This is a genomic window from Pantoea sp. B65, assembly GCF_047308185.1.
GTDB lineage: Bacteria > Pseudomonadota > Gammaproteobacteria > Enterobacterales > Enterobacteriaceae > Erwinia.
The window spans coordinates 318,922-343,859 of the sequence record NZ_JAHXPU010000037.1; the positions used below are offsets into that span (position 1 = coordinate 318,922).

The window sequence follows — 24,938 nt, forward strand, 5'->3', positions numbered from 1 at the left end:
GCCTTGTGCCGGCGTTTTTGTTTCCAGGCAATTACTGCGCGCGGATAAAGGTGCCATCCGTCTGACGGGTAAACAGCACCGGACCGTTATCGGTCTCCACCGTTAATCCGGTCACCACACCATTGGCATCTTGCCGTATTTTGACATTCTGACCCGTATGCAGATTGCTGAGCGGCTTATCATCGCCTTCAACGCGCGCCATCGCGAACACATCATTCACCTGCAAATTATTATCCCGGAATAGCTGCGCCATGGTCTGGCCGGATGCCACCTGATAGCTGCGCCACTCTCCCGCTGAATTCGGTTTGCTGGCCGGTGTTGTCGTGCTGTCGTTATTATAGATTTCTGCCTGTAGCGGAACATCGGCGCTGCCGCTTTGCAGCACCGGCGGCTGCGGGATGTTGGACTGAGGGGCGGGCCAGAGAATTGCCAGCAGCATCACCAGCAGCGCCAGCACAATGCCGCGGCGATGTAAGGTCGGCAGCGGATCCATCCAGCGCGCGTCATCTACGAAACGCCAGATTTTGCCGGCAAACAGCTTGCTGCAGATTTTGCGGGCAGACAGCTTGCTGCGTAATGATGTTCCTTCTGGCATCATTTCATCCTCCTGCGGCGCCGGTGGCGCATCAGGTGCTGATGATGGTCTGCGGCTTGCCATCCACATCTTCAGTACCGGATGGTAAAACGGCAGGCGTTTCCTTTGCCGGGGGGCAATTCTCCCCATGTAAATAACCTCGTTAACCCCAGACGACATCCGTATTCAGACATCAGAAATAGCGAATTTCTATCATAGTCTGCTAACTGTTTGATGTGTAAAGAACCAGTCAGATACGTGACGCTATGGGCGTTATTAATTAGATGAGTGGCTATTGTTTCTGTTTCTGGCGCAAAAGTCATCCACCGATACACGGGATTTTACCCTCACGCCTTGCGCTGTTATGCTCTGCCTTCAGTTTTTATCAATGATGAAAGGAAAATCCATGACAACCCCTTCTTTTGACAGCGTCGAAGCGCAAGCAAGTTACGGTATCGGTTTACAGGTTGGCCAGCAATTGCTGGAGTCCGGACTGCAGGGTCTGCAGCCAGAAGCATTGCTGGCCGGCCTGCGCGATGCGCTGGAAGGGAATGCTCCCGCGGTACCTGTTGATGTGGTTCATCGTGCGCTGCGCGAAGTTCACGAGCGTGCGGATGCGGTTCGTCGCGAACGCCAGCAGGAAATGGCTGTGGAAGGTCAGAAGTTCCTTGAACAGAACCTGCAGCGTGAAGGCGTCAGCAGCACCGAGTCAGGCCTGCAGTTCAGCGTGATTCAGCAGGGCGAAGGTGCGATTCCATCGCGTCAGGATCGCGTACGTGTGCATTACACCGGTAAGCTGATCGATGGCACGGTGTTTGACAGCTCGGTACAGCGTGGCGAACCGGCTGAATTTCCGGTCAGCGGCGTAATCGCCGGTTGGATCGAAGCACTGACCCTGATGCCAGTGGGCTCCAAATGGGAGCTGGTGATCCCTCACAACCTGGCATACGGCGAGCGTGGCGCTGGCGCCTCTATCCCGCCACTGAGCACCCTGGTGTTTGAAGTTGAGCTGTTAGAAATTCTGTAACGGTGTGGGCGGCGAAATGCCGCCCCTGCTAAATCCTCGTATCTCCGCTCCCCGTTTTACGCATCTCCGGCACCCATTTACCTGTGGTTTCAGTGATATCCTTTACGGTAACTTTGCCCTGCAGATTGGCGTTATCCTGTAAGCTGTAAACCGGGAGTCCGCCGTGGCGCATTCAATTATGCTATTGATATTAAATTATTATGTTATGGCAATAAGACCAGATTTAGCTGACTTTGCGGGCGGGTGGTGACAAACTGCTATGATCTAATAAAGCGGTACTTATCTGGTGCAGGCTCTTGCCAGCGGTATCGCCATGACGAATCAAACTATGAGGTGAAGAATGTTACAGCAAATTTGCCAGCTGGCACGTGACGCGGGCGCGGCTATTATGACGGTTTATAATAGCCAGGCACCGCTTGACGTTTCTCACAAGTCTGATGACTCTCCGGTCACTGCTGCGGATATCGCGGCGCATAAAGTTATTGTGCAGGGACTGGCTGCCCTGACGCCGGATCTGCCGATTCTGTCGGAAGAGGATCCGCCTGCCTGGGAGGTGCGTCAGCACTGGCAGAGCTACTGGCTGGTCGACCCGCTGGACGGCACCAAAGAGTTTATTAAACGTAATGGCGAATTTACCGTCAATATCGCGCTGATCGAGAAGGGCAAACCGGTTCTGGGCGTGGTGTATGCGCCGGCGATTGGCGTGATGTATTCAGCCGCGGAAGGCAAAGCGTGGAAAGAAGAGGGCGGCCACAAAGTGGCTATTCATGTGCGTGATGCCCGTCCGCCGCTGGTGGTGATCAGCCGCTCGCACGCCAACTCTGATGAGGAACTGAAAGAGTATCTGAAACAGATGGGTGAGCATCAGACCACCGCGATTGGTTCTTCGCTGAAATTCTGTCTGGTGGCGGAAGGTAAAGCGCAGCTCTATCCGCGTTTTGGACCGACCAATATCTGGGATACCGGTGCCGGTCATGCGGTGGCGATTGCCGCGGGCGCCCATGTTCATGACTGGAAAGGTCAGCCGCTGAACTATACGCCGCGTGAATCGTTTTTAAACCCTGGTTTTCGCGTATCGATTTTCTGATAGCCTGGGGCGGCATCAATGCTGCGGGCGGGGGTTATTCCGCCCGGATGCCGCCTAAACCGCGGCAAAATTATTTCAGTAACTGATGCAGCAGCGCAATCACCTGCTTCACCTCCTGCTGGGTTAACGCGCCATCTTTGGCGAAACGCACCTGCCCCTGTTTATCCAGCACCACAATCGCCGAGCCGCCGTCGTCTAACTGCCAGGCCTTTTTCGCGGCGCCACGGCTGTCGACAATAAACTGCGACCACGGATACTGCTGCTTATTACTCTCAATGCTGCTGCGGACAAACATCCCGGTGCCGGGAATCGCATCATCGGTATTGACCAGCGTGGTGGTCTGATAATGGTCATGCGGGAATTGCGCTGCCTTAATCGCTTCAATCAGGGCGGCATTTTTCTCTTTAGCTGACGACCGGCCAGCAATGTGCTGAATAACGCGTACTTTTCCGGTCAGCTGGGCGCTATTCCAGTTTTTATAACTAAACTCTTCATGTTGGTAAACCAGTTCTCCCCGGTCGGCAATGCCCACGGGCGTCACGCGCTGCCCTTCAACAAAATTATGGGCGACGGCAGTCAGCGGCATTAACAGCGAGAGCGTGATGGCAAGATAGCGGGCAGTTGTCATAGTGACTCCGGTTGAGCAGAGGTGATCCGACCTCCTGGTCATGTTCCTGCAATAATAAGCATGGATGATGCATCTGTCGCCCTGGACTGTCAGCTTTGCGGCTGATAGCACAAATCCCCGATAACTGAAGGTTTATACTGAATAACATGACGTAAATAACAGACTATTCTGTAATGTTATGTCAGCTCAGTAAAAAGATTCAATTTTCGGAACCATGGAAGGAAAAGGTGTTCTATAGTTTATCGGCAATTTGCGCTTCAATAGTTCGTACCGAATTTGGCAACGGCGGAGCGTAGTGAAGGATTTAACCCTCAGGAGTTATAAAGAATGAAAATATTCCAGCGTTACAACCCATTACAAGTGGCGAAGTACGTCAAAACGTTGTTCAGAGGAAGGCTGTATATCAAGGATGTGGGGGCGTTTGAGTTTGATAAGGGCAAAATCCTGCTTCCGCGGATCAGGGATAGACAGCATTTCAGTGTGATGTCGGAAGTTAACCGCCAGGTGCTGCGTTTGCAGACCGAATTTAATTAAGCGCGGCAGGTTTACCGGAACACCGTAAGGGAGCCATTAATGGCTCCCTTTACATTTTTACTCTTCCACCTCAACCGCTTTCGGCAGGGTAATCGCCGATGGCGGACGGTCAACGAGGCGCGTCACCAGCAGCTGATCGATGCGATAGCTGTCGATATCCACCACTTCGAACTTATAACCGGCAAACTTGACGAAGTCGGTACGTTTCGGGATCTTGCGCAGCATATACATCATAAAGCCGCCGATGGTTTCGTAGTTGCCGGACTGCGGGAAGTCGTCGATATGCAGCACGCGCATCACGTCGTCAATCGGCGTACCGCCCTCTACCAGCCATGAGTTCTCGTCACGTGCGACAATCTGCTCTTCCATCCCCTGGCCAACCAGGTCGCCCATCAGCGTGGTCATCACGTCATTCAGGGTGATAATCCCCACGACCAGCGCGTATTCATTCATAATCACCGCAAAATCTTCACCGGCAGTTTTAAAGCTCTCCAGCGCTTCCGACAGCGTCAGGGTGTCCGGCACGATCAGGGCGGAGCGGATCTGCACGCCACTGTTCAGCGCCATACTCTGATTGCCCAGTACCCGCAGCAGCAACTCTTTTGAATCGACATAGCCCACAATATGGTCAATATCTGAGTTACAGACGAGGAACTTCGAATGTGGATGGCGGGCGATTTTCTCTTTCAGGCTGTTTTCATCTTCATGCAGATCGAACCAGACAATGTTCTCGCGTGAAGTCATCGACGAGGGCACGGTACGTGATTCGAGTTCAAACACGTTCTCAATCAGCTCGTGTTCCTGCTTACGCAGCACCCCGGCCAGCGCACCGGCTTCCACCACCGCATAGATATCATCAGAGGTAATATCGTCTTTGCGCACCATCGGGATTTTAAACAGGCGGAAAATCATATTGGCCATGCCGTTGAAGAACCATACCAACGGGCGGCAGATAAACAGGCAGAAGCGCATCGGATTGATAATGCGCAGCGCAATGGCTTCAGGCGCAATCATGCCGATACGTTTTGGCGTTAAATCCGCAAACAGAATAAAGAAGCTGGTAACGAGGGTAAACGAGCAGATAAAGCTCAGCTGATCGGCCAGTTCCGGCGAGACCACCCGAATCAGCAGGCTGCGAAATGCCGGAGAAAAAGCCGAATCACCGACGATACCGCCGAGAATGGCGACGGCGTTCAGACCAATTTGTACCACGGTAAAGAACATACCGGGCGTTTCCTGCATTTTCAGCACATGTTGCGCGTTGATATTGCCATCATCGGCCAACAGTTTAAGTTTGATTTTGCGGGCGGCAGCCAGCGAAATCTCTGACAGGGAGAAAAAGGCACTGATTGCAATAAGCGCTAGTATGACAAGCATGCTATCTAACATAGGGTTTCCGTAGGTTTGTTTCTCTTGTCATTTTTGGCTTGGGTGTAGCGCGGGCGTTTGTGTACATCATGTACATATCATTGGGGCAAGGCTATCCATGCCAAAAATGTCTGCGTCAGTACGACGACAACATAACACAAAGCGTCGGAGCAGAATCCATATATCAAGGCTAAACGTCTGGCCTTCGCTGCGCATTATAGCAGCAGCCGATATCAGGCGGCTAGTGGTTAGAAGAATGCTGAAAAAATAGACGATAATGTTATTTTGCGCGCAAAACATCACTTAAAGCGAGACTTTCAACCTTGTCTAATAGCTCTGCCACGTTACACTCCTGTTAACTGCTGATTGAAATTCGCTGTTTTTTTTCGGTGTAAACTTTACCGACAATGGTTGGGGGGGGCGTCAATGCCTGCTGTTTTACAGAGGTTTGCCATTCAGAAAACCATTTGCCCATCAGGAATTAGGGCTGGCAAGAGAAACAGGAGTAAGCGTGCCACGAATTCATGTGTACTGCATTTACTGTCTGCTGATTGCCGCGCCTGTGACCCAGGCTGCGACTGTCCGCTTACAGGTTGAAGGTTTATCAGGGGATTTACAGAAAAACGTCAGGGCGCGCCTTTCGACCATCAGCAGCGATGAGATCTCCGCTGATGGACGTTTCCGCGCCAGGGTATCGAATGCGATAAAAGAGGGGCTAAGCGCGCTGGGCTATTATGAGCCGGAGATCGATTTTGAGTCGCGACCTGCGCCTGCGCAGGGGGGACGCCCGGTGTTAATTGCCCGCATTAAGGCGGGTGAACCGGTGAAAATCGCCGGTACGACGGTAATTTTGCGCGGTGATGCGCGCCATGATGAGGACTACCAGAAATTGGTGCACGACGGCAAACCGGCCATCGGTACCATCCTTAATCACGGTAAATACGACAGCTTCAAAAGTAACCTCACCAATCTTGCCCTGCGCAACGGCTACTTTGACGGTGATTTCCGTAAAAGCCAGCTGGGTGTCTCAGTGGAACGCCGCGAAGCGTTCTGGGATATCGACTATGACAGCGGTCAGCGTTACCGCTTTGGCGACGTTAGTTTTGAAGGCTCGCAGATCCGCGAAGAGTATTTGCAAAACCTGGTGCCGTTCAAAAAGGGCGACTATTACAGTTCGCGCGATCTGGCGGAGCTGAACCGGCGGCTGTCGGCCACCGGCTGGTTTAATTCGGTGGTGGTCGCGCCCGATTTTGATAAGGCGCGCAAAACCAAAATCTTACCGCTGAGTGGCGTGGTGACGCCGCGCACGGAAAACACCATTGAAACCGGTCTCGGCTACTCCACCGACGTTGGTCCGCGGGTTAAGGCGACATGGAAAAAACCGTGGGTGAACTCGCGTGGTCAGAGTCTGACCACCAGCGCCAATATCTCCGCGCCGGAACAGCAGCTGGATTTCAGCTATAAAATGCCGTTGCTGAAGAGCCCGCTGGAGCAGTACTACCTGCTGCAGGGCGGCGTAAAGCGCACCGATCTTAATGACACCAAATCCGACGCCTCGACCCTCGCGGTATCACGCTACTGGGAAAACAGCAGCGGCTGGCAGAAAGCGATTAACCTGCGCTGGAGCCTTGACCACTTTACCCAGGCCAGCGTCACCAACACCACCATGCTGATCTATCCGGGCGTCAGCCTTAACCGCACCCGTTCACGCGGCGGCCTGATGCCGAACTGGGGAGATTCCCAGCGCTACTCGCTGGACGTTTCCGATACCAGCTGGGGTTCGGATGTCGATTTCGCCGTAGTGCAGGCGCAAAACGTCTGGATCCGCACCCTGGCGGACAAACACCGCTTTGTCGCGCGCGGCAATCTCGGCTGGATTGAGACCAACGACTTTGAAAGCGTACCGCCGGATCTGCGTTTCTTCGCCGGTGGCGACCGCAGCATTCGGGGTTATAAATACAAAGGTATCTCGCCGCGCGATGCTGACGGCAAGCTGACCGGCGCCTCGAAACTGGCGACCGGTTCGCTGGAGTATCAATACAATGTGTCAGGCAAGTGGTGGGGTGCGGTGTTTGTCGACTCCGGTGAAGCGGTGAATGACATTAAGCAGAGTGACATTAAAACCGGCGCCGGTTTTGGCGTGCGCTGGCAGTCGCCAGTGGGACCGATCAAATTCGATATTGCCCGTCCGATAGGCGATAAAGAGGAGCATGGAGTGCAGTTTTACGTTGGCCTGGGGCCTGAATTATGAGTCGCTGGAAAAAGGTTCTGACTGGCATCCTGATTTTTATGCTGCTGTTGCTGAGCGGCGTGGCATTTTTAATTGGCACCACCAGCGGTTTACATCTGCTGCTTAATGGCGCCGCGCGCTGGGTGCCGGGCCTTGAGATCAAACAGGTCGCAGGCGGCTGGCGCAATCTGACGCTCAAAGGCATCCGGTATGAAATGCCCGGCCTCACGCTGAACGCCGGTGAATTCCACCTCGCGGTGCAACTGGGGTGTCTGAAACAGTCGGCGTTTTGCGTCAACGATCTGTCGCTGAAAGACGTTAACCTGGTGGTCGACAGCAAGAAAATGCCGCCAGCCGCAGCGCCGCAGCCAGAGGAGCAGAGTGGAAACGGCGACCTCTCGACGCCGTATCCGGTCAGGTTACGTCATCTGGCGCTGCAAAACATCAACGTGAAGATCGACGATACCACTATTTCATTGCTGGATTTCTCCACCGGCATCAACTGGCAGGGTCGCGCCATGACCTTAACGCCAACCCATATTCAGAGCCTGCTGGTGGCGCTGCCGAAGGCGGCGCAAGTCGCGGATCGGCAGCTGGCGCAGCCGAAAGCGACGCCGCCGCAGGCCGAAGAAGCGCCGCTGGGTGAAAGCCTGCGCGCCATGTTTGCCAAACCGCTGTTGCCGGATCTGCCGGATTTCCGTATGCCGCTGGATGTCGAGGTGCAGGAGATTGTTGGCGAGCAGCTGCGTATCACCGGCGACAGTGAGATTGTGGTCAATCGCCTGCGGATCAAAGCCAGAACCGAAGAACGCCTGCTGCGGCTGGAAACGCTGGCAGTGGATTCGCCGCAAGGGCAGCTGAATGCCAGCGGTCAGGCGCAGTTGGGCGATAGCTGGCCGGTCGACTTTACCGTTAACAGCATACTGAATATCGACCCGCTAAAAGGGGAGAAAATTAAACTCAACCTTGGCGGCGGCATGCGCGATCGGCTGACACTGGCGCTTAATCTCTCCGGTCCGCTCCAGGCGCAGATAGCGGCGCAAACCCGGCTGGCCGAGGCGGGTTTACCGCTGGAGATGACCCTGACCAGTCCCCAGTTCCGCTGGCCGTTGACCGGCGCGGTGCAGTATCAGGCGGATGATTTCAACTTCAAATTTAGCGGCAAAGCGACCGACTATGTGATGTCCCTGCGAACTGCCGTTAAAGGGGAGTCGATCCCTCCGGCCGCGATCAGCCTCGACGGCAAAGGCAATATTGAGCAGTTTACCCTTGATAAGCTGCGGCTGGCGGCGCTACAGGGCACTGCTGACCTCAGCGCAGTGGTCGACTGGAGCAAAGCGATTAGCTGGCGCAGCGAGTTGCAGCTGTCTGGCATCAATACCGCCAGACAGTACCCTGACTGGCCGGCGAAGCTGGAGGGTAAAATCACCACGCGCGGCAGCCTGTATGGCGGCAGCTGGCAGCTGCGGGTGCCGGAACTGGCACTGCGCGGCAATGTGAAGCAGAACGCAGTCACGGCTGATGGTTCTCTGTATGGCAACAGCTATAACCAGTGGAATATTCCCGGCATCAAACTGGTGCTGGGGCGCAACAATGTCAATGTGAAAGGCACGCTCGGCGAGACGCTGAATCTGGATGCGGATATAGATGCGCAGCATCTGGATAACGCGTTGCCGGGGCTGGGCGGGGTGGCGAAAGGCAGCATTAAGGCGCGCGGCAAGCTGCAGACGCCGCAGCTGCTGGCCGATCTGACCGCCAGCGGCCTGCGCTGGCAGCAGATGCGCATCGGTCGGGTGAAGCTTGACGGCGATATCCACTCCGGCGATCAGATTGCCGGCAAACTTCAGTTGCGCGTCGAGCAACTGAAACAGGATGCGCTGGCGATTAATCTGCTGACGCTGAATGCGGAAGGTAATGAGCTGCAGCACCAGCTGAAGCTGAATCTGCAGGGCGAGCCGGTTTCCGGCCAGCTGGCGCTGACTGGCAGCTTTGATCGCCAGCAGCAGCGCTGGAAAGGCACGCTGAACAACACCCGCTTTGATACCCCGGTCGGTGAGTGGCGTCTGTCGCGGGCGATGAGCATCGACTATCTCAACAGCCGCCAGACCGCCACTATCGGCGCGCACTGCTGGCTGAACCCGAATGCTGAACTCTGTGTGCCGCAACCGGTAGAAGCCGGTCCCGCCGGTCATGCGCGGGTGGTGTTAAACCGTTTTGACCTGGCGATGGTAACACCCTTCCTCACCGATGCAACGAAACTGAGCGGCGTTTTTAACGGCGATGCCGAGATGAGCTGGACCGCAGACGGTGGGTTGCCGCAGGGACGGGTGTCGCTGAAAGGCAATGGCGTCAGGGTAGAACAGGATGTCGACGGTAATACCCTGCCGGTAGCCTTTAATACGCTGACGCTGAATGCGGCGTTGCGTAATGGTCGTGCCCAGCTTGACTGGCTGATCCGCATCGCCAATAACGGTCAGCTGGACGGCAATGTACAAATTGCCGATCCGCAGGGGCGGCGAACGCTGTCCGGCAACGTCAATATTACCGATCTGTCGCTGGCGATGTTCAATCCGGCGCTGATGCAGGGGGAAAAGGTTAGCGGGGTGCTCAATTCCAGCCTGCGACTCGGCGGGAATCTGCAACGGCCGCAGGTGTTTGGCCAGCTGGCGCTGCGTAATGTGGATGTTGAAGGTAACTTTATGCCGGTGGATCTCACCAGCGCCAACCTGACGATGTTATTTAACGGCATGAGCTCGACGCTGGAGGGACTGATTCAGACCTCACAGGGGCAGATTAACCTGAATGGCGACGCCGACTGGAGTCAGCTCGACAACTGGCGCGCCAGAGTGGCGGCGAAGGGGGACAAAGTGCGCGTCACCGTACCGCCGATGGTGCGGATGGATGTGTCACCGGACCTGGTGTTCCAGGCGACGCCGTCGATGTTTAATCTTGATGGCCGGGTCGATATTCCCTGGGCGCGTATCACGGTGCAGGAAGTACCGGAGAGCGCGGTTGGCGTCTCGTCTGATGAGGTGCTGCTGGATGAGAATTTGCAGCCGATTGCCGACAAATCGACCGCCATCCCGATTAACAGCAATCTGGTGATTCATATTGGCGATAATGTGCGCCTCAGCGCCTTTGGTCTGAAAGCCCGACTGAATGGCGATCTGAAGCTGGTGCAGGATAAGCGCGGGCTGGGACTGAATGGCCAGATCAATGTTCTGGATGGCCGTTTCCATGCTTACGGACAGGATCTGATTGTGCGCAAAGGGGAGTTGCAGTTTGCCGGGCCGCCGGACCAGCCCTATCTGAACCTCGAAGCGATCCGTAATCCGGAGGCCACGGAAGATGATGTTACTGCCGGTTTACGCGTCACCGGCCTTGCCGACGAACCAAAAGCAGAGGTATTCTCCGATCCAGCCATGTCGCAGCAGGAGGCATTATCCTACCTGTTACGCGGTCAGGGTCTGGGAACCGAGGGCGATGGTAACGCGCTAACTTCAGCATTGGTTGGTTTAGGGGTTGCACAAAGTGGTCAGGTTGTGGGTAAAATCGGCGAGACATTCGGCGTCAGCAATCTGGCGCTTGATACCGCAGGTGTTGGCGACAGCCAGCAGGTGCAGGTCAGTGGCTATGTGCTGCCGGGTCTACAAGTAAAATATGGTGTTGGCATATTTGATTCACTGGCGACTTTAACCTTGCGTTATCGCCTTATGCCCAAACTCTATTTGGAAGCGGTGTCTGGCATTGACCAGGCATTAGATGTGCTCTATCAGTTTGAGTTTTAGCAATGCGAATAATTGTCTATGGCAGTTTACGGCGCAAGCAGGGTAACAGTCACTGGATGACCAACGGCCAGTGGCTCGGCGATCATCAGATCGAAGGCTATGAGCTTTACAGCCTTGGACATTACCCTGGCGTGGTGGCAGGAGCGGGCCATGTTTATTGTGAAGTTTACCGGATTGATGCCAGCACGCTGGGCGAGCTGGATGCCCTGCGTACCAGGGGCGGTGAGTATAAGCGTCAGCTAGTGCAGACGCCGTACGGTAGTGCCTGGCTGTATGTCTATCAGCGTTCCGTTGCCGACAAACGGCGTATCGAAAGTGGCGACTGGCTGCAGCGCGATTCTGTCAGTTAACAGTAAAAAAAAACACCGCTCACTGAGCGGTGTTTTTTTATCGGTCAGACGGGCGACGCAGATGCCGCCGCCCCGCTGGTCGGGGGTGATTTACTTATTTTTAGCGCGTTCGAAAGAGGTGATAATCTCAGCTTTAGCCGCTGCAGCATTATCCCAGCCTTCAACTTTCACCCATTTGCCTTTTTCCAGCGCTTTGTATTGCTCGAAGAAGTGAGTGATCTGTGCACGCAGCAGTTCCGGCAGGTCGTTCACATCTTTGATGTGATCGTACTCTTTGGACAGCTTGGTGTGTGGTACCGCAACCAGTTTCGCATCTTCACCGGATTCGTCGGTCATTTTCAGCACGCCAACCGGACGGCAGCGAATAACTGAGCCCGGCTGCAGTGGATATGGGGTTGGTACCAGCACGTCAACCGGATCACCATCCAGAGACAGAGTGTGGTTGATATAACCATAGTTGCACGGGTAGAACATGGCGGTAGACATAAAACGGTCAACGAACAGCGCGCCAGACTCTTTATCCACTTCATATTTGATTGGATCGGCGTTTGCCGGGATCTCGATGATCACATAGATATCTTCTGGCAGGTCTTTACCCGCTGGAACATGGTTCAAACTCATCTCGTATTCCTTCATATAGTCTTAAGTCGAGTGACGGCTATTATAGCCAACTGGTTATGAAAGTATTCCCTCTTTTTCTGCTTTCAGAATGCTCCATGCTCATACCATTGAGTGGTGCAGCGTTGCACCCTGATGGTGCGCAGCCCGGGCCGGTCCGCCTCTTCTGCAGCTGAAAAGCCCGCAAAATCAGCTGGCAAAGAACTGGCACAGAGTTTGCTGTGGTTAATTACCGCTATAGTCAGCCCCGGCTGATACAGGCAACGTCGCCTGCTGCGGTCAGACAATCAGCGCTGTGCGATGCAGGGCGCATACAATTTATCATCAGGCAAAGAAGCCCCGTCGACTCTCAGAGTCGGCGGGGCTTTTTTCATTTTTGGAGAGTCATCATGGGAAAACTGCAAGAGTGGTTCCAGGGACCACAGGATATTACCGAAGCTGAAGCGGTAGAGGATTATGCGGTTGGCCGCGTTCCCACCCATTACCGCTGGCCGATCCCGGCCATCATCCTGGTTCTGCTGGGCAACTCTACCGCCATGTTCTGGTTTAGCCTTGGCGCGGATATGAGTTATCAGGTCGGCTGGCCAACGCTGCTGCTGCCGATCGGCTATATGGTGGTGTTTGCCACCCTTATCGGCTCCTGCATTATGAAACTGGCCAGTAAGGAGGGGCTGTCGCTAAACCTGATGACGCGTGGCCTTGGTTTCGGCTATATGGGCTCGGCGTTTACCTCGCTGATCTACGCCATCAACTTTATCTTTTACTTCCTGTTTGAAGGCACCATCGTGTCGCATGCGATTGCCAACTATGCCGGGGTGGCGGTGAATTCACCGGCTGGCGTGGCGATTTTCGCCGTCACCGGTCTGGCCGCCATCTGGTTTGTCTGGAAAGGCATGTCCTCGATGCAGTTCCTGCAAACCTGGGGGGTACCAATCTTTATCCTGCTGTTTGGTTTCTGTATCTGGCAACTGACTCATCACTATCAGCCGGTAGGTTTCTCCGGCTGGCAGGCGAAAGGGGAAGTGGACAGCAATGCGCTGTGGCTGGTGATGAACATGGCTAACGGACAGATTGTCTTTCAGGGCCTGATGGCGACCGACTATGGACGCTTTGCCAAACCTGGCGTGACGCATAAAGGCACCGCCACCATTATGCTGGGCATGCTGATCCCGATTGTGGTGGTGATGCTGTTCGGCGCTTTTATGGCTTACACCCTGATGCCGCATATCGCGCAGGGGGATGCCTGGGCGCTGGCGCTGGATCCGGGCTTTGTCTTCCCGCTGATTATCGCCCTGACCGGCGTGCTATTTGCGATTATTACCCAGATCCGCATTAACGTGCTGAATCTCTACTCCGGGTCGATTGCGCTGTCGAACACCATGGATATGGCGTTTAACTACCGTCCGGGACGGCAGTGGTGGATGGTGCTGGTGTGGGCGCTGGGAGTTGTCTTCTATGTGTTTAATATCCTGCAATATACCGGCACTTTCCTGTCAATTACCGGCATTCTGACCAATACCTGGGTGTTTATCATCCTTGCTGACTACTTTATCTGCCGCAAGCTATTCAAACTGGCGCCCAGCGACTTTGTTGAGTACCGCAAAGAGTATCTGCGCATGTGGAATCCGTCAGGCACTATCGCGCTGTTAGTGGCGGTGGCGGTTGGCGCCGCAGGAGTGCTGGGCGTTTATCCGATGGTCTACGCATCGTTTATCGCCATGCTGGTGGGGCCGGTGATCCACGTGATTATCAGTGTCGCCACCCGCGGGCAGTACTACTTCAAAACCTTCCCGACCGATATGCCAACCCGCTGGCGCCCGTCTGATGCTTACAGTGGTCCAAAACCGCAACTTAATCCGCAACTGAACAAGGAAGCTGAATAATGACGGAGACTCACCTGCAGGTAGCGGCGATTCAGTTTGAACCGACGCAGTTTCGTAAAGAAGAGAATATCAGCCAGCTGCTGACGCTGGCGGCGCAGGCGGCGCAGGGAGGCGCGCGGCTGATTGTGATGCCGGAAATGGGCACCACCGGTTACTGCTGGCGCGACCGTGAAGAGGTGGCGCCGTGGGTGGAAACGGTGGCCGGAGAGACCTGCCGGCGCTTTAGCGCGCTGGCGCGGGAGCACGACTGCTACCTGGTGCTGGGAATGCCGGAGGAGGATGCCGCCACCGGTCTTTACTACAACAGTGCGGTACTGATCGGCCCGGCAGGAGTGATTGGCGTGCATCGCAAGACCCATCCCTATATTTCAGAGCCGAAATGGGCGGCGAATGGTGACCTTGGGCATCAGGTGTTTGCCACGCCGATTGGCAATATCGCATTGCTGATCTGCATGGATATCCACTTTATCGAAACCGCCCGGCTGGCGGCGGTCGGCGGCGCGCAGATTATCTGCCATATCAGTAACTGGCTGGCGGAACGCACGCCAGCGCCTTACTGGCTGACGCGCGCATGGGAAAACGGCTGCGCGCTGATTGAAAGTAACCGCTGGGGCTGGGAGCGCGGCGTGCAGTTCAGTGGCGGCAGCTGCGTGGTGGATGGCGATGGCCGGTTGCTGGCGGCGCGCGACAGCGGGGATGGCATTGTGGCAGCGGAAATTCAGCTGCCGCAGCATAACCCGACGCTGGCGAAACGTCGGCCGGAGCTCTATCAGCGGCTGATGACCAACACCTTTAGCTGGAATCCCGGCGATTTCTTTGGCTTATACGGCATGAATCCGCTGCCGCAAGGGAAGCGCTCCGACGTGGCGGTGGCGCAGTTTACTCCGCGCGGTCAGCCGGAAGCTAACCTGCAAAAGATGCGTGAAATGGCGCAGGCGGCGAAAGCCGCCGGCGCGGAACTGCTGGTGTTTCCGGAGAAGGCGTTAACCGGCGGCGGCGGGCGTGAACAGGCGATTAGCGCCAGTCATCCGGCGGTTATTGCTTTCCTGCAGCTGGCGATGGCACTGGATATGACTCTGCTCAGCGGCTGGATTGAGCAGGAAGGGGATCGCTTCTATAACAGCGCATTGCTGGTGGGGCCACAGGGCGTGATAGCCAATTACCGCCAGATCCATCTGAACCTCGCCGATCGGCAGTGGGCGACGGCGGGTGAGCGCTGGATCAGCGCAGATCTGCCGTGCGGGCGCGTCGGCCTGCTGCTGGGGGAAGATTTGCTGATCCCGGAAGCGGGTCGTATTCTGGCTCTGGAAGGTTGCGATCTGATCGCCTGTCCGGCGGCGCTCGCTGAGCCACTGCCGCTGGCCCATAGCGGCACGACCATCGGGCATAACTATCCGATCCCGACCGGCGCCGATCCGCTGCACTGCCTGTTGCCGCGCGTGCGTGCCGGGGAGAATAACCTGTGGCTGGCATTTGCCAATAGCTGCGATGCGTTAACCGGCAGCTTCGGCATCAGCGGCATTTATGGCCCCGACACCTTTGCTTTCCCGCGCAGCGAAGCAAAAGTATTGCAAGCGGAGGGGATGGCGACCCTGACCATCGATACCGGTGACAGCAGCACGCCATATCCGACCCACGTAGTACGGCGTAAAGATCTGGTGCTGATGCGCCAGCCACACTACTACACTGCACTGCTAGCGACGCGCACGGAATGAATCAGCATAATGGCGGCCTGCGGGCCGCATTTCAGGAGAGCAAGATGCAGTTAAACGGCGATACCTGCGATAAGAAAACGGTAATCCCGGTGGGTATTCTCTACTCGGTTTCCGGTGATTACGGGGTAATTGGCCGTGAAATGGTCAATGGCATTATGCTGTCGATTGAAGAGATCAATGCCGATCCGGCATTTAACTTCACCCTGGCGCCGGTGGTCTACGATCCCGGCGGTTCGCTGGATAAGTATTACGAATATTGCCACGATCTGCTGTATCGCCATGGCGTGCGGCATATTGTCGGCTGCTACACCTCGGCATCGCGTAAGGTGATGTTGCCGCTGATTGAGGGGGCGAATGCCCTGCTATGGCATTCGGCGCGCTATGAAGGTTTTGAAAGCAGTAATAACGTTATTTACCTCGGCGCTGCACCTAATCAGCACGTGATCCCGATGCTGAGCTGGCTGCTGGCGCACCATCAGCCGCAGATTTACCATGTCGGTTCCAACTATGTCTGGTCATGGGAAATTGATCGCATTACCCGCGAAGTGATCGAGCCGGTAGGCGGTGAACTGGTCGCCAGCCAGTTATTGCCGCTGGGGGAGACCGAGGTGCAGGCGATTATCGAGGATATTATCGCCAAACGGCCGAAAGTAGTGCTGGCGACGCTGGTCGGCGTCTCGGCTTACCGTTTCTACCACGCCTGGCACGCCGCTGCGCAGCAACATCCTTTCCTTGCCTCGGACAGCCTGATCAAACTCAGCCTGACACTGTGTGAACCCGAAGTGAAACTGATTGGCGCCGATGCCCTGGAGGGTTATCTGGTCTCTTCAGTCTGGTTTCAGTCGATCGATACTCCGGAGAACCGGCGTTTTCTTAACCGCTATCGTCAGCGTTTTGGCGAAAACAGTTCGCCTTCGGTCGATTCGCAGGCTGCGTGGCTGGCGGGGCAATTTCTGGCGCGCGCCATTGATCGCAGCGGCAGCGACGAAGTGGATGGCGTACGCGCCGCGGTATGGCAGGATGAGATCGTCGGCCCGGCAGGGCGCGTACGTATTGATGCCGATAACAACCATGCCTGGCTGACGCCGCATATGGCGCGCTGTGAACAGGGGGTACTGCAAACTTTCTGGCAGGCTCCGGCGGCGGTGAAACCGGATCCCTGGTTAACCTGGGTTGATCTGGCGCTGCTGGCGCAAGAGGGCAGCGCCAGATGAGTCGGGCTAAACTGCGTATGCGTGGTCTGAAGGTATGCGCCATTGGCTGTAATGGACGCGATGCGCAGCATTTACAGCAACAGTTTGCCCGTCTCGGGGTAGAGGCTGGTTTTCACGACGACTTTCCGCCTCCTGCGGCGTTTGACGGCCAGCAGATGATTCTGTTTGATGGCGATAATCCGCAGCTGTTCCATCCGACGCACCGTCTGCCCTGGCCGGAATTACCGAAAATTGTGCTGACCACCATGGAGACGCCATCGCGTCTGCAGTGGATTATTGATCAGCAAATATCCGGTTATTTGCGCAAGCCGGTGCGTTTCGACGGCGTGATGACTGCTATTACGCTGGCGCTGGCGTTTGACGCCCGCCAGCAGGAGCTGACCGCGCAGCTACAACGTCAGAATGAGCGGCTGAAAGCGCGGCGCTTTCTGTTCTCGGCCCAGTTATACCTGATGCAGAGTCTGGCGCTGGATGAAGAGAGCGCCTGGAGCCTGCTACGCAGCATGGCGATGCAGCAGCAAAAAACCGTTGAGCACTTCAGTATCGATTTGCTGGCGAATCGTCAGGGTTATCTGGCGCTGGCGAAAACCCTGCTCAGTACGCCAGACGCCTGACTATTTATTAATCAGAAACAGCGAGACGATGCCTGCGGCGATCAGCGGGCCGACCGGCACGCCGCGAAACAGCGATACGCCGATAATGGTGCCAATCAACAGACCGCCGACAATGGTCGGCTGGCTGCTCATCAGCGAGACGCCACGGCCACCCAGCCAGGAGACAAAAATCCCCACCGCGATTGCCAGCAGTGATTTCCAGTCGAGAAACGATTTCAGCAGGGTACTGGAGGGCAGTGAACCACTGGCCAGCGGCGCCATGACCGCAATGGTCAGGATAATAATGCCCAGGGTAATCCCCTGTTTTTCCACATAGGGGAAGAACTGCGACAGCGGGGTGATTTTGATCAACAGCAGTACCAGAATCGACACGGTGACAGCGGTGTTATGCACAAAGAAACTTAGCCCACCGAGCAGAATCAGGATAATTAACGACGAGTACGCGGCCATCTGTGGCTCCGGAAAAAGTAAACAAGGGCGGGTAAGTGCCGCCCCCGTTACCTTATCACTGTATCTCACTGACAATCATCAGGATTCGCACAACTCCCCTGATTAAGTGATTTCAGCATCAGCGCCTGCCCCTTCACCAGTTGCACCGCCTGCGCCGCTGTGGAGAGGCCGGCGAGGGTGCCTTGTTCCGCCAGATACCATGCTTGCGCCGCTTCCAGCCAGCTGTCGCGATATTTTAGCCAGTTGCGCTGCGCATCACGTAATTTGGCTTTTTGCTGATTGTTTAATTTTTTCATTACTGCGCTGTACTGTCGGTTCATTTCCTGGTCCCAGGATTGCATGGCGGCGTCATAACATTGCGCCATCCCGACGGTGGACGAATTGCGGTTCAGGCAGCTTGCCAGCTCGTTGTCGATAACGTTATTCGCCGCCAGCCCGCTTGCAGGCAGCAACAAGCTGATCATCACCAGTAATTTTTTCATTACTTTTCCCGCCATGACTCATAACAATATCGATTAAGCATGTTTTATCGGTTGGCGGGGGTCAATAAAAATAGCATTAGCCAGCATAAAGTTTGAGCACTGAGTTACCGATAACCTTAGCGTTTTAGGCTTCTGGAGTTTTGCCTTTTCCGCAACAGGAATACCTCATGCTAAACAAAATCTCAATTCGTACTGCTTTACTGGTTTTACTGGCTTTAATGACGCTTCTGCTGCTGGTCGTCAGCATCATGGGCATAACCGCAATTAACAAAGGAACTCAATCTCTGGATGCGATTAACCGTATTCAGGGTATCGAACAGAATAGTTTATACCTGAGTAATAGCAATCTGTTACGTGTACGTGTTGTGGCCGCGCTGGCTGTTCGTAAAATGGAAATTGGATTAAAAGATGACGCGGCGGCGCAGGTTAAGCGTGCCATGGGTTATCTGGATCAGTCCCGGGTTGATATGAAACGCTTTATTGATGCCGGTACTGTTACCGCGCATGCTAAAACTCTGGCCGACACGGTACTGCGTAATTATCAGGACTATATGGATAACGGTATTACACCGATGGTGGACGCTCTGCATAAGCAGGATGTGGATGCCTACTACGCAGTGCTGGAAGGGAATATTACCGCGCTGACCATCAAATTAAGCGATTCGGTGGCGGCCTTTGGTGAATTTACCAATCAGGTGAGCGCCGACCGGCTGGCAGAAGCGGCGAGAAATGAAATCCGCATGAAAGTGCTTATCGCTTTCTGCTGTCTGCTGACGGTGGCGCTGGTGGTGATGGCGTGGTTTGTGTTGCGTACTCTGCTGTTAAGACCACTGGATAACGCGGTGGCGCATCTGGAGCATGTGGCGGCCGGTGATCTGACGCAAACGGTGCCGGCAGGTGGTTGCGATGAACTGGGGCGGCTGAATTTCGCCTTAGACAGTATGCAGATCTCGCTGCAGGAGTCGGTCAGCCGGGTGCGCGATGCCAGCCTGCAAATTGAGGTGGGCAGCCGTGAGTTAAGCGCCGGCAATCTCAACCTGTCAGCGCGCACGGAAGAGTCAGCGGCGTCACTGGAGCAAACGGCAGCCAGTATGGAGCAACTGACCGCCACGGTGAAACTGAATGCCGACAACGCCCGCAACGCGCATCAGCTGGCGCGCAGCGTTTCGGATACCGCCGATCGCGGCGCTGAAGTGGTGTGCTACGTTATCGAGAAGATGCAGCAGATCTCCAGCAGCTCATCGCGGATCGCCGATATCCTCAGCGTTATCGATGGCATTGCTTTTCAGACCAATATTCTGGCGCTGAACGCTTCCGTGGAAGCGGCGCGCGCTGGTGAGCAGGGGCGTGGTTTTGCGGTGGTGGCAACCGAAGTCCGCGAACTGGCACAGCGGAGCGGCAACGCAGCGAAAGAGATCCGCGTGCTGATTGCAGAATCGCAGACCCGGGTCGGCGAAGGCAACCAGATGGCAACCCAAGCCGGTGAGACCATGGATGAGATCTCCAGTGAAGTGATGCGCGTAACCACCCTGATGAAAGAGATTTCCAGTGCTTCCCAGGAACAGAGTCACGGTATCGAGCAGGTTAATCTGGCGGTAACGCAGATGGATGAAGTGGCGCAGCAGAACGCGGCACTGGTCGAACAGGCGTCGGCAGCAACGCAGTCACTGGAAGAACAGTCGCAGCAGCTGGTGGAAAGCATGGCGGTATTTAAACTACAGAGTGCGTAACCGCAGGGCGGCACCGTTGTCGCCATCGGGACGGGAGCCATAAATGGCTCCCCTACATCCGGGGGGCAGATATTTTCCCGTAGGGACGGCATTAATGCCGCCCGTGCTAATCATTTGCACCGTGGTCACCATCGGGACGGGAGCCATAAATGGCTCCCCTACATCCGGGGGGGGCAGATATTTTCCCGTAGGGACGGCATTAATGCCGCCCGTGCTAATCATTTGCACCGTGGTCACCATCGGGACGGGAGCCATAAATGGCTCCCCTACATCCGGGGGGGGGGCAGATATTTTCCCGTAGGGACGGCATTAATGCCGCCCGTGCCAATAATTTGCACCGTTGTCGCCATCGGGACGGAAGCCATAAATGGCTCCCCTACATCCGGGGGGGGGGCAGATATTTTCCCGTAGGGACGGCATTAATGCCGCCCGTGCCAATAATTTGCACCGTTGTCGCCATCGGGACGGGAGCCATAAATGGCTCCCCTACATCCGGGGGTTCAGATATTTTCCCGTAGGGACGGCATTAATGCCGCCCGTGCCAATCATTTGCACCGTTGTCGCCATCGGGACGGGAGCCATAAATGGCTCCCCTACATCAGGAGGCAGATATTCTTCTGTAGGGGCGGCATTTATGCCGCCCGTATCAATGGTTTGCACCGTTGTCGCCATCGGGACGGGAGCCATAAATGGCTCCCCTACCCCAGGGCGGCATTTACGCCGCCCTACTGGTCCGGGAACTCGCGTAAGAAACGTTCCGTGTCTTCAACCATCGCGTCATTGCCGACGAAGAACGGGCTGCGCTGATGCAGCGTTTCCGGTTGCAGATCGAGAATGCGACGGGCGCCGTCACTGGCTTTACCACCTGCCTGTTCGGCGAGGAACGCCATCGGATTGCACTCATACAGCAGGCGCAGCTTACCTTGCGGATGGCTGGCGGTGCTTGGATAGAGGTAGATACCACCCTTCAGCAGGTTACGGTGGAAATCTGCCACCAGCGAACCGATATAACGTGAGGTGTACGGCCGATTGGTCGCCTTATCCTCTTCCTGACAGAATTTCAGATACTTTTTCACGCCCTGCGGGAAGCGGATATAGTTCCCTTCGTTAATCGAGTAGGTATAACCCTTCTCCGGGAACATCATCCGTTCCTGGCTCAGACAGAACACGCCGAGCGAAGGATCGTAAGTAAAGGCATGCACACCGCAACCAGTGGTATACACCAGCATGGTGGAAGAACCGTAAACTACATAGCCCGCCGCAACCTGCTGGCTGCCCGGCTGCAGGAAATCTTCTTCGGTGACCGGCGTACCTGGTGGGGTAATGCGACGGTAGATAGAGAAGATGGTCCCAACCGAAACGTTAACGTCGATATTGGATGAGCCATCCAGTGGATCCATTAATACCACGTACTTGCCGTTTTCTACCCCTTCGAAGATAACGATTTCGTCTTCTTCTTCAGAGGCGATACCGGCAACAATGCCGCGTGCTTTTAGCGCTGCTTTCAGTTTTTCATTGGCAAACAGATCGAGTTTCATCTGCTGTTCGCCCTGGATATTTTCTGCGCCGCTGGCCCCGAGAATATCGACCAGACCGGCTTTATTGATATCACGGTGGATGATCTTAGCACCCAGCTTAATCGCGGAAAGAAGTGCCGTCAGTTCCCCTGTGGCGTGAGGAAAGTCATGTTGCTTCTCGACTATGAATTCGCCTAACGTTTTCATAACACAATCCCTGAATCTGCGGTTGAGTAGCAGCATGTTTGACGCGCTGCTAACGTATTCGTACGCAGTTTAGCCGATTGAACAACAAAGACCATAGTCCAAATCCATTTCTTCCGGCGTGACTCGGCGCTAAACTGTGCGCCGAACTCTAAAGTAACGGACCTTTTATGCGTATTCATATTCTCGGTATTTGCGGTACCTTCATGGGCGGTCTGGCGATGCTCGCGCGTTCGCTTGGACATGAAGTGACCGGTTCCGATGCGAACGTCTACCCACCAATGAGCACTTTGCTGGAAAAGCAAGGCATTGATTTAATTCAGGGTTATGATGCAAGTCAGCTTGATCCCGCCCCCGATCTGGTGATTGTCGGCAATGCCATGACCCGCGGTAACGCTTGTGTGGAAGCGATGCTGGAACGCAACATCCCTTACCTGTCCGGACCCCAATGGCTGCATGATTTTGTCCTGCGTGACCGCTGGGTGATTGCGGTAGCCGGAACCCACGGCAAAACCACCACCGCAGGCATGGCAGCATGGATTTTACAGGCTTGCGGCATGGAACCGGGGTTTGTTATCGGTGGCGTACCGGGAAATTTCGACGTTTCGGCAAATTTAGGAAAAAGCCCATTCTTCGTTATTGAGGCGGATGAGTATGACTGTGCATTTTTTGACAAACGCTCAAAGTTTGTCCATTACTGCCCGCGTACCCTGATTCTGAATAATCTGGAATTTGATCATGCGGATATTTTTGACGATCTGCGGGCGATTCAGAAGCAGTTCCACCATCTGATCCGTATTGTGCCGGGGCAGGGTAAAATTATTCTGCCAGAGCATGATCCGCATCTGAAACAGGTGATGGCGATGGGCTGCTGGAGCGAACAGGAGCATGTGGGTGAAAACGGCGCCTGGCAGGCGAAGAAGCTGTCAGCCGATGCCTCCCGCTGGGAAGTGTGGCTCGACGGCGCCCCGGTGGCTGAGGTTAACTGGTCGCTGGTGGGTGAACACAATATGCATAACGGCCTGATGGCGATTGCTGCTGCGCGCCATGTCGGCGTGCGGCCGGAAGATGCCGCGGCGGCGCTGAATAACTTTATCAATGCGCGCCGCCGTCTGGAACTGCGTGGGGAAAGCAACGGCATTAAAGTCTACGACGATTTTGCCCATCATCCGACGGCGATTCTGGCGACGCTGGCGGCGATGCGTGGCAAAGTCGGCGGTACCGCACGCATCCTGGCGGTGCTGGAGCCACGCTCCAATACCATGAAAATGGGCATTAGCAAGGATGATCTGGCACCCGCTTTAGCCCGTGCCGATGAGGTGTTTCTGCTACAGCCGCACCATATCCCGTGGCAGGTTTCTGAAGTTGCCGACGCCTGTATGCAGCCGGCGCACTGGAGCTCCGATGTCGACGCGCTGGTGGAGATGGTCGCCAAAGTGGCGCAGCCCGGCGATACCGTGCTGGTGATGAGTAACGGTGGTTTTGGTGGTATTCACCAGAAGCTGCTGGACCGGTTACAGAAGTAAGCCGGTTGCCAGGGCGGCATTAATGCCGCCCTTACGGTCGCTGCCGCTTTGCCGCCCCTACAGATCCAGCATCATGGTCACTTCGCAGTCAACATGTCCGGTACAACCCATCGGGCCATCGATATGGCGGAAACCCAACTGCTGATACAGTTTAATGGCGCGCGTCAGTGAAGCGGTGGTCTCCAGATAACAGCGTTTAAATCCCCGTTCGCGCGCAAAGTCCAGCGCCTGTAGCGCCAGCGTGCGCGCCAGACCCAAACCGCGTACCGCAGGCAAAAAATACATCTTCTGCAGCTCACAGATATCGGGTTCGCTGCAGAGCAACGGCGCTATGCCGCCGCCGCCGACCACTACACCATCAAGTTCGACAATCCAGTAAGCGCTGTTGGCTTCACTGTAGAGCTCGAACAAGCGATCCAGATTCGGGTCGGATACCGTATAGCCTTTATCCGCCGTCAGGCCAAATTCGGCGGAAACCTCGCGGATCACCCGGGCGATAAGTGGATTATCTGTCGGCGTAATCGGGCGTACCCGAACGCCAGCCTGAGTTGCGGTTATCATGCTGCTCACTCAATAGAAATGTTGATGAAGGAGTGTAATAACATCGCCGCGCGGTGGATGCAATGCTGTTGCGTATCCTGGTGCATTAATTCGCCGCGCCAGCGTTGTCAGCCGTTGCCCGGACATTAATGAAATTACATATTGTTCGTGGCTGGCGTCCATGTTTAAATATACGCATAAATAATAACCACCCTCCGGCCAGCCGTTTTCTGACGGCATCATTTTTCATAAATAGAATTTATGAAAAATTAATTTCTGAATACATGGTCTATGAATTGGTTTATTTAACGGAAATTTTTGTGAAATATCTTTCACGCTGGTGAGTTAACAGAACGGTGAATATTGTAACCCAGGAAACTATCTTCTCGTCTCTGGCGTGGTTGTGATAATTATTTATTTGATTAGACTGGATTTAATGGCGAAGGGAAGCTGTTCCCTCCGTCTTATTGCCATGGCGAAAATATGGTAATCAGTGATTTTACCTTAAGGCAAATTTGAGAAAGAAAACTTATATAAAAATGATATTGAATGGATTGCCGTTTTCTTTACTATTTTTTGCCGGCGTTTTGAGCGGTGAGATAAAGATGATAAATAACCTGTTACTGGAAGAGAACATCAGGGTGATATTTGACTTTATGATAATATTTTCCTGCGGATTACTTTTTATCTCCGGGTTGGCGATAGGGCAGGGTTATTATCTGTCCGGAAACCGCCGTTGCCGGGGTAATATTCAACTTAACTCAGATTCGCAGCACGCCGCCGTAACGGAAGATGTTGCGCTGAGTTTCACCCTTAGCGGCGGGATCTGAGTCAGTGCATCTGCGCGGCTATTATCAGC

At 55.0% G+C, this 24,938-nt stretch carries 21 protein-coding genes; 13 read left to right on the forward strand and 8 right to left on the reverse strand.

The genetic code is table 11. The features are described from left to right. Window positions 1-31: 31 nt before the first annotated feature. Complete coding sequence (locus JWF83_RS17980) at window positions 32-724, reverse strand: LysM-like peptidoglycan-binding domain-containing protein (RefSeq protein WP_413651771.1); 693 nt, start codon at window positions 722-724, stop codon at window positions 32-34. A 256-nt stretch (window positions 725-980) separates the two neighbouring features. Here JWF83_RS17980 and fklB point away from each other — a divergent pair, with 256 nt between their 5' ends. Together fklB and cysQ are read left to right on the forward strand one after the other, a co-directional pair. Continuing rightward, window positions 981-1,601 carry an FKBP-type peptidyl-prolyl cis-trans isomerase gene (gene fklB, locus JWF83_RS17985; RefSeq protein ID WP_413651772.1) on the forward strand — a complete coding sequence of 207 codons (621 nt, stop codon included), beginning with the start codon at window positions 981-983 and terminating at the stop codon, window positions 1,599-1,601. A 340-nt stretch (window positions 1,602-1,941) separates the two neighbouring features. Then, window positions 1,942-2,688: a 3'(2'),5'-bisphosphate nucleotidase CysQ gene (gene cysQ, locus JWF83_RS17990; RefSeq protein WP_413651773.1), complete on the forward strand. Its 747-nt coding sequence runs from the start codon at window positions 1,942-1,944 to the stop codon at window positions 2,686-2,688. A gap of 70 nt (window positions 2,689-2,758) precedes the next feature. On the opposite strand, the gene JWF83_RS17995 is transcribed toward cysQ, so the two are convergent. Continuing rightward, the gene (locus JWF83_RS17995; RefSeq protein WP_413651774.1) at window positions 2,759-3,316 is read right to left on the reverse strand and encodes a YtfJ family protein; all 558 of its coding nucleotides are present in this window, start codon (window positions 3,314-3,316) and stop codon (window positions 2,759-2,761) included. 327 nt (window positions 3,317-3,643) lie between these two features. On the opposite strand from JWF83_RS17995, the gene JWF83_RS18000 reads away from it, so the two are divergent. After that, complete coding sequence (locus JWF83_RS18000; RefSeq protein ID WP_017801078.1) at window positions 3,644-3,850, forward strand: DUF1107 domain-containing protein; 207 nt, start codon at window positions 3,644-3,646, stop codon at window positions 3,848-3,850. 57 nt (window positions 3,851-3,907) lie between these two features. Here the strand turns inward: JWF83_RS18000 and JWF83_RS18005 are convergent, their stop codons facing one another. After that, a complete protein-coding gene (locus JWF83_RS18005; RefSeq protein ID WP_413651775.1) occupies window positions 3,908-5,239 on the reverse strand; it encodes a hemolysin family protein in 1,332 nt (443 codons plus the stop codon). Between the two features lie 490 nt (window positions 5,240-5,729). Here JWF83_RS18005 and tamA point away from each other — a divergent pair, with 490 nt between their 5' ends. The 3 genes from tamA to JWF83_RS18020 are packed head-to-tail and all read left to right on the forward strand — an operon-like array spanning window position 5,730 to window position 11,586. Next, a complete protein-coding gene (tamA, locus tag JWF83_RS18010; protein ID WP_413651776.1) occupies window positions 5,730-7,469 on the forward strand; it encodes an autotransporter assembly complex protein TamA in 1,740 nt (579 codons plus the stop codon). Continuing rightward, on the forward strand, window positions 7,466-11,236 hold the full coding sequence (gene tamB / locus JWF83_RS18015) for an autotransporter assembly complex protein TamB (RefSeq protein ID WP_413651777.1): 3,771 nt from the start codon (window positions 7,466-7,468) through the stop codon (window positions 11,234-11,236). The genes tamA and tamB overlap by 4 nt, the downstream gene beginning before the upstream one ends. 2 nt (window positions 11,237-11,238) lie before the next feature. After that, entirely contained in the window at window positions 11,239-11,586 is a 348-nt protein-coding gene (locus JWF83_RS18020; protein WP_413651778.1) for a gamma-glutamylcyclotransferase, read from the forward strand. A gap of 90 nt (window positions 11,587-11,676) precedes the next feature. On the opposite strand, the gene ppa is transcribed toward JWF83_RS18020, so the two are convergent. Continuing rightward, on the reverse strand, window positions 11,677-12,207 hold the full coding sequence (gene ppa / locus JWF83_RS18025) for an inorganic diphosphatase (RefSeq protein ID WP_413651779.1): 531 nt from the start codon (window positions 12,205-12,207) through the stop codon (window positions 11,677-11,679). A gap of 386 nt (window positions 12,208-12,593) precedes the next feature. Here ppa and JWF83_RS18030 point away from each other — a divergent pair, with 386 nt between their 5' ends. Genes JWF83_RS18030 through JWF83_RS18045 form a run of 4 tightly spaced genes read left to right on the forward strand, consistent with a single transcriptional unit; the run spans window position 12,594 to window position 17,630 of the window. Further along, on the forward strand, window positions 12,594-14,087 hold the full coding sequence (locus JWF83_RS18030; protein WP_413651780.1) for a purine-cytosine permease family protein: 1,494 nt from the start codon (window positions 12,594-12,596) through the stop codon (window positions 14,085-14,087). Then, window positions 14,087-15,802 carry a nitrilase-related carbon-nitrogen hydrolase gene (locus JWF83_RS18035; protein ID WP_413651781.1) on the forward strand — a complete coding sequence of 572 codons (1,716 nt, stop codon included), beginning with the start codon at window positions 14,087-14,089 and terminating at the stop codon, window positions 15,800-15,802. Before JWF83_RS18030 ends, JWF83_RS18035 begins: the two co-directional genes overlap by 1 nt. Before the next feature lie 44 nt (window positions 15,803-15,846). After that, on the forward strand, window positions 15,847-17,016 hold the full coding sequence (locus tag JWF83_RS18040; RefSeq protein WP_413651782.1) for a transporter substrate-binding domain-containing protein: 1,170 nt from the start codon (window positions 15,847-15,849) through the stop codon (window positions 17,014-17,016). Then, the gene (locus tag JWF83_RS18045) at window positions 17,013-17,630 is read left to right on the forward strand and encodes an ANTAR domain-containing response regulator (RefSeq protein WP_413651783.1); all 618 of its coding nucleotides are present in this window, start codon (window positions 17,013-17,015) and stop codon (window positions 17,628-17,630) included. The genes JWF83_RS18040 and JWF83_RS18045 overlap by 4 nt, the downstream gene beginning before the upstream one ends. On the opposite strand, the gene JWF83_RS18050 is transcribed toward JWF83_RS18045, so the two are convergent. Both JWF83_RS18050 and JWF83_RS18055 read right to left on the reverse strand, forming a co-directional pair. Further along, complete coding sequence (locus JWF83_RS18050; protein ID WP_413651784.1) at window positions 17,631-18,080, reverse strand: DUF441 domain-containing protein; 450 nt, start codon at window positions 18,078-18,080, stop codon at window positions 17,631-17,633. Between the two features lie 65 nt (window positions 18,081-18,145). Further along, complete coding sequence (locus JWF83_RS18055) at window positions 18,146-18,562, reverse strand: lysozyme inhibitor LprI family protein (protein ID WP_413651785.1); 417 nt, start codon at window positions 18,560-18,562, stop codon at window positions 18,146-18,148. 167 nt (window positions 18,563-18,729) lie between these two features. Here JWF83_RS18055 and JWF83_RS18060 point away from each other — a divergent pair, with 167 nt between their 5' ends. Beyond that, complete coding sequence (locus JWF83_RS18060; RefSeq protein ID WP_413651786.1) at window positions 18,730-20,292, forward strand: methyl-accepting chemotaxis protein; 1,563 nt, start codon at window positions 18,730-18,732, stop codon at window positions 20,290-20,292. A 725-nt stretch (window positions 20,293-21,017) separates the two neighbouring features. Here JWF83_RS18060 and fbp read toward each other — a convergent pair. Continuing rightward, entirely contained in the window at window positions 21,018-22,016 is a 999-nt protein-coding gene (gene fbp / locus JWF83_RS18065; RefSeq protein WP_413651787.1) for a class 1 fructose-bisphosphatase, read from the reverse strand. Window positions 22,017-22,183: 167 nt separating this feature from the next. On the opposite strand from fbp, the gene mpl reads away from it, so the two are divergent. After that, window positions 22,184-23,539: a UDP-N-acetylmuramate:L-alanyl-gamma-D-glutamyl-meso-diaminopimelate ligase gene (gene mpl / locus JWF83_RS18070; protein WP_413651788.1), complete on the forward strand. Its 1,356-nt coding sequence runs from the start codon at window positions 22,184-22,186 to the stop codon at window positions 23,537-23,539. A gap of 57 nt (window positions 23,540-23,596) precedes the next feature. On the opposite strand, the gene JWF83_RS18075 is transcribed toward mpl, so the two are convergent. Then, a complete protein-coding gene (locus JWF83_RS18075) occupies window positions 23,597-24,100 on the reverse strand; it encodes a GNAT family N-acetyltransferase (RefSeq protein ID WP_413651789.1) in 504 nt (167 codons plus the stop codon). A gap of 494 nt (window positions 24,101-24,594) precedes the next feature. Here JWF83_RS18075 and JWF83_RS18080 point away from each other — a divergent pair, with 494 nt between their 5' ends. Next, window positions 24,595-24,909: a hypothetical protein gene (locus JWF83_RS18080; RefSeq protein ID WP_413651790.1), complete on the forward strand. Its 315-nt coding sequence runs from the start codon at window positions 24,595-24,597 to the stop codon at window positions 24,907-24,909. Window positions 24,910-24,938: the final 29 nt, after the last annotated feature.

Excerpts from the sequence above, each read along its gene's own strand:
- JWF83_RS17980 (WP_413651771.1), bottom strand. The coding sequence starts at position 724 with ATGGGGAGAATTGCCCCCCGGCAAAGGAAACGCCTGCCGTTTTACCAT.
- fklB (WP_413651772.1), top strand. The coding sequence starts at position 981 with ATGACAACCCCTTCTTTTGACAGCGTCGAAGCGCAAGCAAGTTACGGT.
- cysQ (WP_413651773.1), top strand. The coding sequence starts at position 1,942 with ATGTTACAGCAAATTTGCCAGCTGGCACGTGACGCGGGCGCGGCTATT.
- JWF83_RS17995 (WP_413651774.1), bottom strand. The coding sequence starts at position 3,316 with ATGACAACTGCCCGCTATCTTGCCATCACGCTCTCGCTGTTAATGCCG.
- JWF83_RS18000 (WP_017801078.1), top strand. The coding sequence starts at position 3,644 with ATGAAAATATTCCAGCGTTACAACCCATTACAAGTGGCGAAGTACGTC.
- JWF83_RS18005 (WP_413651775.1), bottom strand. The coding sequence starts at position 5,239 with ATGTTAGATAGCATGCTTGTCATACTAGCGCTTATTGCAATCAGTGCC.
- tamB (WP_413651777.1), top strand. The coding sequence starts at position 7,466 with ATGAGTCGCTGGAAAAAGGTTCTGACTGGCATCCTGATTTTTATGCTG.
- JWF83_RS18020 (WP_413651778.1), top strand. The coding sequence starts at position 11,239 with ATGCGAATAATTGTCTATGGCAGTTTACGGCGCAAGCAGGGTAACAGT.
- ppa (WP_413651779.1), bottom strand. The coding sequence starts at position 12,207 with ATGAGTTTGAACCATGTTCCAGCGGGTAAAGACCTGCCAGAAGATATC.
- JWF83_RS18030 (WP_413651780.1), top strand. The coding sequence starts at position 12,594 with ATGGGAAAACTGCAAGAGTGGTTCCAGGGACCACAGGATATTACCGAA.
- JWF83_RS18035 (WP_413651781.1), top strand. The coding sequence starts at position 14,087 with ATGACGGAGACTCACCTGCAGGTAGCGGCGATTCAGTTTGAACCGACG.
- JWF83_RS18040 (WP_413651782.1), top strand. The coding sequence starts at position 15,847 with ATGCAGTTAAACGGCGATACCTGCGATAAGAAAACGGTAATCCCGGTG.
- JWF83_RS18045 (WP_413651783.1), top strand. The coding sequence starts at position 17,013 with ATGAGTCGGGCTAAACTGCGTATGCGTGGTCTGAAGGTATGCGCCATT.
- JWF83_RS18050 (WP_413651784.1), bottom strand. The coding sequence starts at position 18,080 with ATGGCCGCGTACTCGTCGTTAATTATCCTGATTCTGCTCGGTGGGCTA.
- JWF83_RS18055 (WP_413651785.1), bottom strand. The coding sequence starts at position 18,562 with ATGAAAAAATTACTGGTGATGATCAGCTTGTTGCTGCCTGCAAGCGGG.
- JWF83_RS18060 (WP_413651786.1), top strand. The coding sequence starts at position 18,730 with ATGCTAAACAAAATCTCAATTCGTACTGCTTTACTGGTTTTACTGGCT.
- fbp (WP_413651787.1), bottom strand. The coding sequence starts at position 22,016 with ATGAAAACGTTAGGCGAATTCATAGTCGAGAAGCAACATGACTTTCCT.
- mpl (WP_413651788.1), top strand. The coding sequence starts at position 22,184 with ATGCGTATTCATATTCTCGGTATTTGCGGTACCTTCATGGGCGGTCTG.
- JWF83_RS18075 (WP_413651789.1), bottom strand. The coding sequence starts at position 24,100 with ATGATAACCGCAACTCAGGCTGGCGTTCGGGTACGCCCGATTACGCCG.